General features: G+C 41.8%; 14 protein-coding genes. 6 read left to right on the forward strand and 8 right to left on the reverse strand.

Annotation, left to right across the window (positions count from 1 at the left end; genetic code table 11):
- Window positions 1–131 precede the first annotated feature (131 nt).
- The 4 genes from PSH41_RS17545 to PSH41_RS17560 all read left to right on the forward strand — a co-directional run bounded on the left by PSH41_RS17545 (window position 132) and on the right by PSH41_RS17560 (window position 3,434).
- Entirely contained in the window at window positions 132–425 is a 294-nt protein-coding gene (locus tag PSH41_RS17545) for an MliC family protein (RefSeq protein WP_024032060.1), read from the forward strand.
- Window positions 426–571: 146 nt separating this feature from the next.
- Window positions 572–2,038, forward strand: coding sequence for a 4-hydroxy-3-polyprenylbenzoate decarboxylase (gene ubiD, locus PSH41_RS17550; protein WP_273589737.1), 1,467 nt, complete (start codon window positions 572–574; stop codon window positions 2,036–2,038).
- 103 nt (window positions 2,039–2,141) lie between these two features.
- Complete coding sequence (gene fre / locus PSH41_RS17555) at window positions 2,142–2,855, forward strand: NAD(P)H-flavin reductase (RefSeq protein ID WP_004588968.1); 714 nt, start codon at window positions 2,142–2,144, stop codon at window positions 2,853–2,855.
- Window positions 2,856–3,017: 162 nt separating this feature from the next.
- The gene (locus PSH41_RS17560; RefSeq protein WP_004588969.1) at window positions 3,018–3,434 is read left to right on the forward strand and encodes a CBS domain-containing protein; all 417 of its coding nucleotides are present in this window, start codon (window positions 3,018–3,020) and stop codon (window positions 3,432–3,434) included.
- 46 nt (window positions 3,435–3,480) lie between these two features.
- Here PSH41_RS17560 and add read toward each other — a convergent pair whose 3' ends face one another.
- The 8 genes from add to cyaY form a co-directional block, all read right to left on the reverse strand.
- A complete protein-coding gene (gene add / locus PSH41_RS17565; protein ID WP_273589738.1) occupies window positions 3,481–4,482 on the reverse strand; it encodes an adenosine deaminase in 1,002 nt (333 codons plus the stop codon).
- A 138-nt stretch (window positions 4,483–4,620) separates the two neighbouring features.
- Window positions 4,621–7,311: a CHASE domain-containing protein gene (locus PSH41_RS17570; protein WP_273589739.1), complete on the reverse strand. Its 2,691-nt coding sequence runs from the start codon at window positions 7,309–7,311 to the stop codon at window positions 4,621–4,623.
- A gap of 46 nt (window positions 7,312–7,357) precedes the next feature.
- Window positions 7,358–8,467, reverse strand: a complete 1,110-nt coding sequence (locus PSH41_RS17575; RefSeq protein WP_273589740.1) for a heme biosynthesis HemY N-terminal domain-containing protein — start codon at window positions 8,465–8,467, stop codon at window positions 7,358–7,360.
- Window positions 8,464–10,296: a uroporphyrinogen-III synthase gene (locus PSH41_RS17580; RefSeq protein ID WP_273589741.1), complete on the reverse strand. Its 1,833-nt coding sequence runs from the start codon at window positions 10,294–10,296 to the stop codon at window positions 8,464–8,466. The genes PSH41_RS17575 and PSH41_RS17580 overlap by 4 nt, the downstream gene beginning before the upstream one ends.
- Window positions 10,297–11,235 (reverse strand): hydroxymethylbilane synthase, encoded by a 939-nt coding sequence (hemC, locus tag PSH41_RS17585; protein ID WP_029773745.1) that lies wholly within the window; start codon window positions 11,233–11,235, stop codon window positions 10,297–10,299.
- A gap of 35 nt (window positions 11,236–11,270) precedes the next feature.
- A complete protein-coding gene (locus PSH41_RS17590; RefSeq protein WP_273589742.1) occupies window positions 11,271–12,206 on the reverse strand; it encodes a DUF2914 domain-containing protein in 936 nt (311 codons plus the stop codon).
- 21 nt (window positions 12,207–12,227) lie between these two features.
- Window positions 12,228–12,884 (reverse strand): alpha/beta hydrolase, encoded by a 657-nt coding sequence (locus PSH41_RS17595; protein WP_273589743.1) that lies wholly within the window; start codon window positions 12,882–12,884, stop codon window positions 12,228–12,230.
- A complete protein-coding gene (cyaY, locus tag PSH41_RS17600; protein WP_004588977.1) occupies window positions 12,881–13,204 on the reverse strand; it encodes an iron donor protein CyaY in 324 nt (107 codons plus the stop codon). The genes PSH41_RS17595 and cyaY overlap by 4 nt, the downstream gene beginning before the upstream one ends.
- A 148-nt stretch (window positions 13,205–13,352) precedes the next feature.
- Between cyaY and lptM the strand changes: the two genes are divergently transcribed.
- Window positions 13,353–13,544, forward strand: coding sequence for an LPS translocon maturation chaperone LptM (lptM, locus tag PSH41_RS17605; RefSeq protein WP_004588978.1), 192 nt, complete (start codon window positions 13,353–13,355; stop codon window positions 13,542–13,544).
- Window positions 13,545–14,798 (forward strand): diaminopimelate decarboxylase, encoded by a 1,254-nt coding sequence (lysA, locus tag PSH41_RS17610; protein ID WP_029773748.1) that lies wholly within the window; start codon window positions 13,545–13,547, stop codon window positions 14,796–14,798.
- The last annotated feature ends 30 nt before the right edge of the window (window positions 14,799–14,828 follow it).

The raw sequence follows: 14,828 nt of genomic DNA on the forward strand, positions 1-14,828 counted from the left end.
TGCTTCCTAGCTAAAAAATAATGCTATCAACATAGCGTAATCCGTAATTTTCACCAACGGTTAATTTTGCTTTGTTATGCTGATTAAACGCACTGATTTTTATCAATGGCAAACTTACTTAGGGGATATTAATGAAAGCATTGGTGGTTATTTTTACAAGCATGCTGGTTTTATCAGCCTGTAGTAATGAGTCTAAAAGTACCCACTACTTATGCAACGAGCGCGTAGTAGAATTAGCACACCAAGGAGCGGGGGCAACACTTACTTTAAATGAGCAAACATATACGCTTAATAAAGAGCCGAGCGCATCAGGAGTAAAGTATATTAATGAGCGAGTGCTATTTTGGTCTAAAGCCGATGAAGCGATGCTGATTGTTTCAGGTAATAAATACCATTGCCAACTTCAACAAGCAGACGCCTTATAATTTTGTCTTTCGCGATTTAAACTTTTTCTTTTTTCTCATCGTAATAAATAGCCTGTTTTTACGTTATCACTGACTTAACAACTGCACATGCATTTGTTGTTTAGTTGGGTATAATACTTTCACTTTTTGCTTAGTAGCGGCCTACCATGAAATATAAAGATTTACGTGATTTTATCGATTTGCTTGAAAAAAAAGGCGAACTTAAACGTATTACTCAAGAAATCGACCCGTATCTTGAAATGACCGAAATAGCCGACCGTACATTACGTGCTAAAGGCCCCGCATTATTGTTCGAAAACCCAAAAGGTCACAGTATGCCTGTGCTTGCAAACTTATTTGGTACACCTAGGCGCGTTGCTATGGGCATGGGCCAAGAAAATGTAAGCGAGCTGCGTGAAGTTGGCAAGCTACTCGCTTTTCTAAAAGAGCCGGAGCCACCAAAAGGGATTAAAGAAGCACTAGGGCAAATTCCGGTATTTAAACAAGTACTCAATATGCCGGCTAAAGAAGTTAAAAAAGCACCGTGCCAACAGGTTGTTCTAGAAGGTGACGAGGTAGATTTAACTAAGTTACCAATACAGCACTGCTGGCCTGGAGATGCCGCCCCCCTGATTACTTGGGGTTTAACTGTTACCAAAGGGCCTTATAAAAAGCGCCAAAATTTGGGTATTTACCGCCAGCAGCTATTAGGTAAAAATAAAATAATTATGCGTTGGTTATCGCATCGCGGTGGCGCACTCGATTTTCAAGAATGGTGTAAAGAAAACCCCGGTGAGCCTTACCCGGTTTCGGTTGCATTAGGAGCTGATCCTGCCACTATTTTAGGTGCGGTGACACCTGTGCCAGACACGTTAAGCGAATATGCCTTTGCTGGCTTACTGCGCGGTAGTAAAACAGAAGTGGTTAAGTCAATTTCAAATGACTTACAAGTCCCTGCCAGTGCCGAAATAGTACTTGAAGGCTATATTATGCCTGGCGAAATGGCTCCCGAGGGGCCGTATGGCGACCACACTGGTTATTACAATGAAGTTGATGATTTTCCTGTGATGACAGTGACCCATTTAACACACCGTAAAAACCCAATTTACCACAGTACATTTACCGGCCGTCCACCTGATGAGCCAGCTATTTTAGGTGTGGCATTAAACGAGGTGTTTGTGCCTATTTTGCAAAAGCAGTTTCCAGAAATCGTCGACTTTTACTTGCCACCCGAAGGCTGCTCTTACCGTATGGCCGTGGTAACCATGAAAAAACAATACCCAGGCCATGCTAAGCGCGTAATGATGGGCGTATGGTCGTTTTTACGTCAGTTTATGTACACTAAGTTTGTTATTGTTTGCGATGATGATGTAAATGCCCGTGACTGGAACGATGTTATTTGGGCCATCACTACCCGTATGGACCCTGCGCGCGACACCACATTAATTGAAAACACGCCAATAGATTACCTCGATTTTGCATCGCCGGTATCTGGGCTTGGCTCAAAAATGGGCATGGATGCAACAAATAAGTGGCCAGGTGAAACCGACCGCGAATGGGGCGAGCCAATTGTCATGGATAAAGCGACAAAAGATCGTGTTGACGAAATTTGGCAAAGCCTCGATATACTTTAAGCACGCTTAGTGAATATAAACAGGCTATAAAATAACCCCGCAGATATGTTAATATTGCTCCACTTAACTGCATATCTGCGTAAACGCTGCTAAAAGGTAAAAAATGCAAACATTAAAAGCTGAAGTTGTTGCCATCAGCCCACTTACAGAATTTGTTCATAAAGTAATTTTAAAGCCTCAACAACCTGTTACGTTTGAAGCTGGCCAATACATGCAACTTGTACTTGGCGAAAAAGACAAGCGCGCATTTTCGATTGCAAGTCGTCCATCGCAATGTGATGAAATAGAGCTTCATATTGGCGCATCTAAAGCCGATTCATACGCAATGCAATCGCTTGAGCATTTGCGTAATGCGCATCAAAATAATACACCGGTAGATATAGAAGCTGGCCTTGGTGTATCGCAACTACGTCTACAATGCGAGCGCCCTATTATTTTATTGGCTGGCGGCACTGGTTTTTCTTATGCAAAATCAATGGCTGATCACTTAGCTGAAATTAACTGCGACCGCCCGGTATTATTTTACTGGGGTGTTAAAGAAGAGTCTGCATTGTATGCTCACAGCGAAATGCAAGCATGGGCAGAGAGTAACGAGCACTTTAAATTTATTCCTGTTGTAGAAAATCCATCTGCTAATTGGCAAGGCCACACCGGGTTTGTACACAAAGCAGTAATGCAAGATATTGTATCGTTAGAACCTTACGACATTTATATGGCTGGTCGCTTTGACATGATAGGCATTGTCCGTGATGACTTTATTGCTCACGGCGCTGTTCGCGAAAACATGTACGCTGACGCATTTGCGTTTATAAAATAAATTTTTATTTATAATACAAAGGCGCCCCACGGCGCCTTTGTTATTTCTATCAAATTAAAGCTATTAATTGGTATAACCTATTGCTTTAATCAGTATAAACAATTTCCTAAATTCCTATCTATAAACCATACTTTGTATAGAACATCAGCGGGAGAGACCCAAATGTTAAATACAAAAGTAAAAGATTTTATGCAACGTAAGTTGCCACACATTACCCCAAATACCGAAATGACCACCGCCATTAGTGAGCTGCAAAAGTTTAACTTATTAGGTGCACCAGTATTTGATGACAATAAATCGCTGGTTGGTTTTATATCTGAGCAAGAGCTGTTAAAACCATTAATGCGAAGCAGCTATTTTTGCGATGGCGTTGTAAAAGTTTCGCAGCTTATGCAAACCGAAGTTGTAACCGTTAATGCCGATACCAACATTATCGAGCTTGCAGAGCAAATGAAAACAGGAAAGCCAAAAAACTACCCCGTTGTTGAGGGTGATACCGTGATAGGGCTGATTGGCCGAAGCGATGTATTAAAAGCACTGTTTGATAATTACGTGAGCTGCCAAACAAAAGTAAGCTAACATAAAAAATGCCGCTAATAAGCGGCATTTTTTGTATTAAGCGTGTTTAACGTGCTGCAGCAAGCGCAGTTAATGCGCTTTTATCGCTGTCGCTTAAAAATGCAATCTCTAAGGCATTAGCTTGCGCCTTATGCATATCGGCTTGTGTTAAACCCGCCTTTGGCGCAGCCACTAAATATTCATGCTCAATTTCAATGCCCTCTACAGCCGGATCGTCGGTATTAATACACGCTAAAATACCGTGATCTAAAAACTGTTTAAGGGGGTGTTTAGCTAAATCGTTTACGGTACTGGTTTGAATATTACTGGTTAAGCACGACTCAATACCAATGCGGTTATCGCGCAGGTAGTCCATTAGTTTAGGGTCTTCAATTGCTTTTACCCCATGGCCTATACGGCTTGCACCTAATTCATTAATGGCTTGCCAAATACTCGCTGCGCCCAGCGCTTCACCGGCATGAATGGTAGCGGCCAGATAAGCGTCTCTTACTTGCTTAAATTGTTCGATAAAAAGTTTTCCCGGAAAACCAATTTCATCTCCGGCTAAATCAATCGCCACTAAATCATTTTTAAAGGCAAGTAATGCGTCAAGCTCCTGCTGGCAGGTTTTAACACCATAAGTACGCGACATAATACCAATTAAGTTTGCTTTAATATTGGCGCCTTGAGTAGCCGATTTAATACCATCAACCACGGCCTCAACCACCCCTTGCGTGTGTAAGCCTTGGCTTTTTGCCATATAATACGGGCTAAAGCGAAGCTCTACATAATCAAGTCCCTGCGCTTGAGCGTCTTCTATGTTTTCAACGGCAATGCGTCTACAGGCGTCGTAATCGCCCAGTACCGTTACACCCCAGTCGAGCTTTTGCAAAAACGCCATTAAATCAGGCTCAGGATCAATAACTTGCACATGAGGGATAAGCGCCTCTACGTTATCAGCAGGTAGCGTAATATTAAACTGTCGACCAAGCTCTAGTATGGTTTGCGCACGTACATTGCCATCTAAATGACGATGAATATCTAGCAGAGGTAATTTTTTATTTATCATAATAGCGACTCGGTTAGGTTAAAATTGCGCGCATGATACGCAGGTACAGTTATTTTTCAAGTGTAGAGCAGTTAAAGTAAATATTAGCGGTCATATGTCTGCTTTTTACTCAAAAAGTGAACAAAATTAGGTTTTTGTTCACTTATTTTGATGAGCTAAATGATGCCAGAGTGTTTTAAATAAGGTATTTGCTTCAATGGGTTTAGTAATATAATTATCCATACCGCTGGCAACTGCTTTTTTAACATCATCATCGTGGGCATTAGCAGATAAGCCAATAATAGGTAGGTCAAACAAACCAAGTTCATTACGAATAACTCGCGTGGCTTCAAGGCCATCCATTTTTGGCATTTGTATATCCATAAGCACAATGTCGTAGGTATGCTCTGTCAGCTTTTCAATCGCCTCAAAACCATCATTAGCAATATCAGCAACGCACCCTTTGGTTTTTAAAATAGCGCTCGCGACGTGCTGATTTAATGGGTTATCTTCAACAAGTAATAATTTATAATCTGCAAAAGAAAGCGTACTAACATCTATCTCATCATATTGTTGCTTTATTTGCTCAGCCTTTGGTAGCGGCGAATAAATTGGTAAGCTGAAGGTAAACGTAGAACCGTGCCCTTCGTGGCTTATTAAATCAATTTCTCCACCCATCAACTCTACAAGCTTTTTGCATATACTTAAACCCAAGCCCGTGCCGCCATATTGACGCGAGGTAGAGCTATCTGCTTGTGCAAACGGTTTAAATAGCTGTTTTTGTGCCTCTTTACTAATACCAATACCGGTATCGTTAACGCTAAAGTAAGTCATTTTTTTAGATTGCCACACTTTAAGCGTGATGCTGCCTTTGGCTGTAAACTTAATGGCATTATTGATTAGGTTTAGCAACACTTGTTTTAAGCGTATTGGGTCGGTGTTAATAACCAAGTTACTTGATTTATCGTAATCAAGCTTAAATTCTAGCGACTTTGCTTCTATATCAAACTGCAGTAAATTGGCCACTTCTTCACTGAGTGTGCCTACATCAATTGGCTCTTGAATTAAATCAAGTTTGCCTGCTTCCATTTTAGAAAAATCGAGCACATCATTTAATACTCTTAGCAATACGCCCAGTGCCCCATCCGCTTGTTCAATATAACTGCGAGCTTGCTGCCAATCGTTTTGCTGTAGGGCTAAATAATGCAGCCCTTTAATACCATTAATAGGCGTGCGAACTTCGTGGCTCATATTTGCTAAAAACTGGCTTTTTATTTCATTGGCTTCATCGGCCTTTTGCTTTTCTAAGCGTAAAATTTTTGTTTGTTTTGCTACCTGCTCACGTATACGAATATTGGTACCCGTTACCGATATTAAAAAGGTAATAAGCAGCCAAACAAATAACATGCCTGCTATTTGTGCAAGCCAGTAAACTAACCATGACTCTCGTTGCATTGGCTGATGCAGCTCCACCTGCCACACCCGCTTACCTACCAATAACTTATAGTCTTTTAACGGCAATAGTTGTTGATGATCGGCAATAAAAATAGGCTGTGCATTATTCTCTGTTGTGGTGTCTGTAAAGCTCACTGCAACGCCGTTGTTTTGATCAAATAACACCGCGTTTGATAGTCTTTCTAAACTAACAACGGCTACCACAAAACCTTTAAAATCGTCTTCGGTAATATTGTTGCCAAACACCGGATGAAAAAACAGCACGCCGCGCTCAGCTTCGTTTTGTACTAAATTTATTGGCTCACTGATCACCAACTCATTTAACACTTTTGCTTTTATTAATGCAGATCGCCTTACCTCATTTGAGGCAAGATCAAAGCCAATTACGTCTTCATTTCCCGACAAAGGATGTGCGTATTGTACGGGGTAGTAAAAATCTCGTGGGGGTGCGGCCTGCCAACTGCCATCTTTTGCTCTTTCTTTTAAGCTATATTTAGCCAGCTCTGTGTTGTTATTAGCCTCTATATACTGAGCTAGGTTTTCACTTGGTAAGTAGGGCACCCACTCAAATGCTAAAATTTCTTCGCTGTAACTAAGCTGCTTAGAAGTAAACTGCTTAAATTCAGTAAAGCTCACATCGTCACTACTAGAAAAAAAGGTCGCCAGTAAGGCGAGGTGTGCTGTTATTTCGTTAATTTTATTGTTGATAGCATCTTGAGTGGCTAGTATTTTCAGCTCTTCTTTTTGAATGTTTTTTTCTTTTTTTACACTGGCCGCGCCATAAAAGCTAATACTTATAACCATATAAATTAACAGTGAGGGCAGTATAACTTGTAGGCGATAATTTACCTGTGAATAGTTAAATGCCGCTAGCATAAGCGGAGTAAAAACAAGCACTCCAATACTGTCGCCTATCCACCACGCTATAAACGTATCCCAACCGGCTTGAGACACAATAACGCCATTAAAAATTAATAAGCTGGTGCCTACCCCTGCAGCTATAACACAGCACAATGGGCCGGCAACAACGAGGCTTTGAATACAGTGCTTTAAAGAAGATAAGTCGAGTGGTGCTTTAATCACTTTAGTGACCAACTGGCTACCTACCCATGCTTGTAAAGTAGCAGCAAAGGTAACAGCCGCAGCATGCATAAATACACTTAATTGAAATATCGCTGAGGCGCTTTCTAAATGAATGAGGTTAGTAAAAAAAGCCCCTAAAACAATACCTAGTAAGCTCTTTCTGCCCCAAATTAAAAAGCCAGCAAGCGCAATCCCTGAAGGCGGCCACACAGCCACTGCGTAGCCATCTATCGCTAATAGTAAATTACTGAAATATCCGGTAAAAAAGTAAGCGCACGCTAAACTTACAGTGACAATGAAAAAGTGTTTCAACCCAATGCTCCCGAATATCAAAGCTGCAAAAGTATAAGTGTAGCCTTTATTGATACAAAACGAGTGCTTTATCGGCTTGTGCGGTATTTTTATAGCTAAGCGCTGCTTGCTGAGCAAATTGCTTTTTGTTTTCGATATTCAAGGCTTTATCAAAAACCTTTGCGGCTAACTCATAATCGCCTTGAGCATTAGCTAAACACGCAAGCGAGAGTAATAATGCGTTGTTTGCATCATCTTTTTTCAGGCGCTCTTGAATACTACTTTGAAGCTTTACAGCCTCTGCCGAGGTGGCGTTACTTAATATATTGGCCAGCTGAGCATGTTGCTCGTCGTACTTCACCATTTTAATTAAGTCACTTTCAATCGCACTTAACTGACCCACTTTAGCCATTTGCATTAAGTAAGCTGTATTAGCATGAGCTTGTAGCTTTTTAGGAAGTTGTTTATATTTTTCAGTGATTTTATCGCTAGCTTGTGCATTAAAATAGGCATTAAACAGCTGCGTCCACTGCGCATCGTTAAGGACTTTTTTACGAAGTAAACGCGGTAAAAAGTCTTCAAGTGCACTAAAGTGCTGTTGCTGTACAAGTATTTCGGCGTATAGCTTAAGCTCAAGTGGTGTCGCTTTTTTTGAATCGCTGTTAGCACGCATTTGCGATTCTATTGCGCTGCTATCGCCACTGGCTATCCAAAGTTTAGCAACGTTAAGTTGCTGCTCTGGGCTAATTTCAAATAAACGCTCTAGTGCTTTGTCGGTTTGGTTATTAGCAAGCGCTGCTTTTGCTAATAACGCTAAGCGTATATCTTCAAACTTACTGGGTACACTATTACCTGATAACGTTTGCTCTACAAGCTCGTAATCATCGTTTATCGCACTCCATAAGGCTTGCTCTATAGCTGCTTGCTTTCGCTCTTCGCTACGCGCAAAAAAACCATGTTTAGTATTATGATAAATCGACAATAAATAGCGCACTAATTTGTAAGTTAAAAACAAAATTGTTGCACTAATTACCGCCATAATACAAAACGATACAATCGTGCCTTCAATCGTGGTGTGGTTAAACGAGATCAGCACATAGCCTTTTTCATCCAGTACAAATGGCGTAATCGCTAATACTAAAACAATCGCAACAATTAATACTATAAGCCCTATCATTGCGCCCACTCCTTAACCTGCTGCGTACTTTGTAGGTTTACTTCAGGGTTAAAGTTTAATGGCTCTTTTTCTAGGCTAGTTAGTGCATTTATAACCACTTTTGTCGCCTCGTCATCTTGTTTAAAGTACTCATTAACAAGACGCTTTGCCTCACTTATGGCACTAAAATAAATGCTCGCTTGTTTGCTCATTAATGCATCTTGAGCTTGCGTCACATTTAATTTAATACGTTGATTAATTAAGTGGCGCTCCTGATCGGTTAGCAGTGGCTCTATAGCAACCCCTTCGTGCTGGCGAATAGTAATAAAGCTATCAACTAGCTTGTTCCAGCTATTACTTAGGTTTTGCTGCCAATCGCTTACATCTTCACTCAAGGCATTTTTTTCAATTTCTGCTGCTTCTTGCGGTATGTTAACGGCATTAAATGCAAGCTTATCTATGTTTGATAACACACTATTAAGTTTTAAGTAAATGGCTTCTGTTGGGATAGGTTTTAAGCTATCTAGTGTTTGAATGTCTTGTGTTATTGCTTGGCGAACTGCAACAGTACCTGGGTGTTCACTCAATAAGGCATCTAAGCGTTTAAGTACAGCGCTGGCACCTTGGTAATCTTTTTCAGCCCACAGTTTAAACTCAGCCATACGTTGTAAGCTGGTTACTTCTTGCGGGTTTAGTGAAGCGCCTTGCTGCTGAGCTTGTTGCAATGCTGCTTTTAATTGTTGCTGGTTACTCTCTGCACTTTCATTAAGCGCAGCTGCCACTTTTTGCTCACTATTGAACAATGCTTGCTGAAGATTAGATTGCGCCGACTTGAGCGCCTGTAACTCTTGTGACAATAACGCGTTTTCTTCTTTTAGTTCATTAACAGCTACATTTTGGGCTTTACCTGCATTGAGTTTTTGGTAAAACTCATACCCCACACCACAGGCAACAATAAGCGAAATGATCAGCGCTAATACCGCTAATTTACTTATTTTTTGCTTATCTTTATGTGGTTTACTGTGTGCTTTAGCTGCCTCTTTTTTTTGTGCAGAGGCCGCTGCCTTAGTGGTTGGTGTGTTATCTGCCGTTACTGGCTTTGACTGTTCGCTCATCTTGCTACCTTGCTGTTTTATGCAGGAAAACATAGCGGTATCGCTTGCCCCTGCGGCAATGTGTATATTAGCCGAGCTTACCTGTTGCTGTTGTAAATAAGCGGCTATACGCTCGCTAGCAACATAAAATCGGCACTGTTGTAACCACTGTAACTGTTGTTCAGTCAGGTTATTAAATATTGCATCAACTGCTGCATTACTGGTTATGACTATACCTTGTACTTTCAGGCTTTGCCAGTGGTCTGTCCAGTTGGTTTTTTCAGCGCTTATTGGCTCGCGCTTGTATACCACACAGTTATTTAAAAATGCCCCACGCGCCTTTAAGGTTTTGGCAATATCAGGACGCCCCGCTTGGCCTTTTACTAATACAATATTGCTACCATCAACCTCAGCTAACGAGTTTAGCGCCAATAACCCTTCAGAATCATGTAGTTTAGGCACTGCTGCGCGCACGCCAAATAACGCGTAAATAGTATCTGCAGTTTGCTGCCCTACTGCGTAAAATTGCGCTTTGGTATTTATTGTTGGCTTTAATTGCGCAAGGGCAGTAACGGCATCTTGAGAGATAAAAATAATTTTATCGGCATTAATTAGCGGGCTTAGCTCGGTAGTAGAAGGCGTAAGGTAGGATATTTTTAAAACAGGAAATAATGACGCCTGATAACCCGCTTGCTCAAGTTGCTGAGCAAGGGCTGCGCCTTTTCCTTCGGGCCGAGTTATCAGGATATGTGTCATTTATGCGTCTCTATATACTTCTGCTAATATTTTGTCGGCGCCTTGCGCTAATAATTTTTTAGCAAGCTGCACACCGATAGCTTCTGCATCATTTATATGACCGGTTACTTCGTCATGTAAAATTTCACTACCATCTACCGCACCCACTAAGCCGCGTAAATGCACTTGCTCGCCATCAACTAATGCGTAGGCACCAATTGGTACTTGGCAGCCACCTTCTAAATGACGATTCATAGCACGCTCTGCATTTACACGAATGCGTGTTTGGGTATGCTCAAGTGGGGCCAATAAGGCTTTTGTTACTTCATCATCAATGCGACATTCAATGCCGACAGCACCTTGGCCGTTAGCAGGTAGAGATACCTCAGGCTCGATATAATCAGCAATACGCTCGTCCATTTTTAAACGTAGCAGTCCGGCTGCGGCTAAAATAATCGCATCGTACTGGCCATCATCTAGCTTAGCTAAACGGGTATTAACATTACCACGTAAGTCTTTAATGACTAAATCAGGGCGCAAAGCTCTAATTTGGCACTGACGACGAAGGCTAGAAGTACCGACTACAGCGCCTTGTGGTAATTCGCTTAAATTGGCAAAGTTATTTGATACAAACGCATCGCGCGGGTCTTCACGCTCACAAATTGTGTGCAGTGCTAAGCCTTCTGGAAATTCTACGGGTACATCTTTCATTGAATGCACAGCAATATCCGCGCGGCCATCTAACATTGCTTGCTCAAGCTCTTTAACAAACAAGCCTTTACCACCAATTTTAGCAAGCGGTGTATCTAAAATAATATCCCCTTGAGTAGACATAGGGACTAATTCTACGCGTACATCAGCATGAAAATGCTCAAGCTGTGCTTTTACAAATTCAGCCTGCCAAAGCGCTAAAGCACTTTTACGGGTTGCAATGCGTACTAACTTTGTTTTTTCTGTCATAGGGGTATCCAAATAGTTACAGCTAATAGCCAAGCTTAATTAGCTAAAATTCTAAATTCTTTTTGAGCAATTAAATTACCTTGCTCATCAACAACATCTACACGCCAATGGCCTGTTTGTGTATTCATAATATTTTTGGTTGAGTACGTTCTGTAGCGCGGCGAGGTAACATTAAGTGAAATCTCAGCCATGGTTTCACCCTCATAAGACCATACATGCTTTACTTGTTGGCCTTGTAGGTTTTTAAGCTCACTAAAAAACGAAAGTGCCTCTTCAAACTGATTTAAGCGGATATCTGCAGCAAATACATTCGTGGGCTCGCGCTTACTTACTTTGCGAGTAAGCACTGCACGGCTAATTTTACCTGTATCAATTTGTGCGCCTAACGCAACACTGGCAATGTGCGCATTAGATGAAAAACCTTCACTGCTAGTTAGCGAGCCGTCGTCGTTTTCAATATCTGTGAACTGTTCATTGGGTGATGCGCTTAACTGCGTGCTTGTAAGCGGCTGATTAGCGATAGGCTCAGCGAGTTCAGTATCTGATTGCTCAATAACAGAAATTTGATTGCTTTGAACGTTAGCAATTGGTTCTATATCCGTTTGCTCATTATTGCTTTGCGCTAACGTAGTATTATTAACGCTTTCATCCTCAAGCACCGCTGGCGCAACATCTGCTATATCATTTGTAAGCTCATTTGGGCGCGCTTGCTCGTCATTTACACTCACCGTGGGCTCAACATTATCTGCTGTGTTGTCGCTTAAATGTAAATATGGCGATTGCTCATTAGGTTGCTCGCCCTGCTCGGCATTTACCGAGCTAGTTAAGCCATACACAACCGCTGCCGAGGTCATTGCTACCAACATAGAAACACTCGCAATACGACGCCAATGCCACTCGTAGCTTACATTAGGTACACTATTTTGTGGTTCGCGTTTTACATTTGCTTTAATAACTATTTTTTGACTCATATTGACCTCAGCGGCTCCAAATTAGCTTAAACGGGCAATTAACCATTGGCGAATAGCTTGCAGTTCTTCTGCGCAAACCTGATGAGCCATAGGGTATTCTTGCCAGCTTACATCCATGTTATGTGCTGTTAATACTTCAAACGCACTTCTACCCGCGCTATGCGGTACTACATTATCTTGGCTACCATGAGCCATAAATACATTTAAATCAGTATGCTTTGCTTCTTGCGCTAGCTTTTCAGGCACGCACATATAAGTAGACAGCGCCATAACACCTGCAAGTTTGTGCTCAAATCGCGGCGCTAGATGTAAAGACACCACGCCCCCTTGCGAAAAGCCCGCCAAAATAATTTTATCGGCAGGTATACCATTTTCAATTTCTTGATTGATCAGGGCTTGCACTTTTTCGGCTGAATCTCTCACGCCTTGTTCATCGGCACGTTTGTCTAATTCTATAGATTTAATGTCGTACCACGAGCGCATTTCCATGCCACCATTTATGGTGACCGGTTGAATAGGCGCATGCGGAAAAACAAATCGTATACCAAGCTCACTAGGTAAGTTAAGTTGCGGCGCAACCGGTGCAAAGCCATCGCCAGAGTCGCCTAAACCATGTAACCAAATAACAGTGGCTTTGTGCTCACCTTGCGCTGGGTATTGTGCAAACTCTAAACTCATAAGCTTGATTGCCACTTAATTTCTTGGCCAGCTTGGCGAGTAGACGCTTGGTTCATAAACTCCCAAAACTCTGCGCCAGAGCGGTTATCAATCCACTGGCCGTCACGCATTTCAAAATGGTGGCCATTAAATTTAGTCGCAACCCACACTTGATGCAAAGGCGCTTGTTTGTTAATTACAATTTTACTTTTATCAGGGAAAATTATTTCTAAAATACCCTCTGCCGATTCGTAGTCTAAATCTGCTTCGCAATCATCAACTTGCTCTTCAATTGTGAACATAAGAGCTTCGGCTAATTGGTGATATTCGTGTTCAGTCATTGTAATTTTCCTTTGCAGGCGAGCTGCCTAATATTGGGTACGGTTTATATACAGCTAGTGTAACAGGAATAAAATCATCCGCGAATAGCTGCATTTTTTAGATATTCTGTTACTCTGCGATTATAAAGCCAGCAACCGTATTAATCTAATGAAAGCGACACATACCTTACAATTAAAACGACTATATATAAGTACTTTACTGCTAAGTGCATTAGCTGGCTGCGGCCAAAGCGGGCCTTTGTATTTACCAGAGCAACAGGCTGAGCAAAACACACCCCCTAATACGGCACAGCCAACGCCCGTAAAAAAAACCAACACCGAGCAAGTGCAGGAGCAATAAATGGATTATTTTAACTATCAAAACAATCAATTATTTGCCGAAGATGTCAGTATTGCCACAATTGCTCAGCACTATGGTACGCCGTGTTATGTGTACTCGCGTGCTACTTTTGAGCGCCATTATTTAGCCTTTGCAAATGCCACTAAAAATCATAAAAGCTTGGTGTGCTACGCAGTTAAAGCTAATTCTAATATTGCAGTATTAAATATATTAGCGCGTTTAGGCTCAGGGTTTGACATAGTGTCTAAAGGTGAGCTGGCGCGTGTAATAAAAGCCGGCGGCGATGCCAGTAAAGTGGTGTTTTCAGGTGTGGCTAAAACCGCCGACGAAATTGCTTATGCACTAAAGTTAGGCATTAAATGTTTTAACGTTGAATCGGCCTCTGAGCTTGAGCGTATTTCTGAGGTAGCGTGCGAGTTAAATTTAGAAGCCCCTATTTCTATTCGTGTAAACCCTGATATAGATGCCAAAACACACCCGTATATTTCTACTGGTTTAAAAGAAAACAAGTTTGGTATCGATATTCAAACGGCTGTGAGCGTTTATCAGCATGCGGCGTCTTTACCAGGTCTAAAAGTAACAGGTGTAGATTGCCACATAGGCTCGCAATTAACTGAGGTTAAACCTTTTTTAGAAGCGCTTGATAAGCTAATGGCATTAATAGATGAACTTAAAGCAAATGGTATTGAGCTTACTCATTTAGATATTGGCGGCGGGTTAGGCGTTCCTTACAATGATGAACAGCCACCTCACCCAAGTGAATATGCTGCGCAAGTTACCGAACGCTTAGCCAATTACAAACACCTTGAGCTTATTTTTGAGCCAGGACGCGCTATAGCCGCTAATGCTGGAATTTTAGTAACGCAGGTTGAGTTTATTAAGCAAAACCAGGATAAATTTTTTGCCATTGTCGATGCGGGTATGAACGACATGCTTCGCCCTTCGCTTTATCAGGCATGGCAAAAAATCATTCCTGTATCGGTGCGCGATGACGACACACCAACACATAACTTTGATATTGTGGGCCCAGTGTGCGAAACCGGCGACTTTTTAGGAAAAGACCGCGAGCTAGCCCTTAAACAAGGCGACTTATTGGCGCAGCGAAGTGCTGGTGCCTATGGTTTTACAATGAGTTCAAACTACAACTCTCGCCCACGCGTGGCCGAAATAATGGTAGATGGTGAGCAACACCACCTTATTCGCCAACGCGAAACCATCGAGAGCCTTTATCAAGGTGAGAAAATTTTACCATAAACGTTTTTGTTAAGGCGCTGCTCTGTGGCA

Source organism: Pseudoalteromonas sp. CST2, assembly GCF_028599385.1.
Lineage (GTDB): Bacteria > Pseudomonadota > Gammaproteobacteria > Enterobacterales > Alteromonadaceae > Pseudoalteromonas > Pseudoalteromonas atlantica.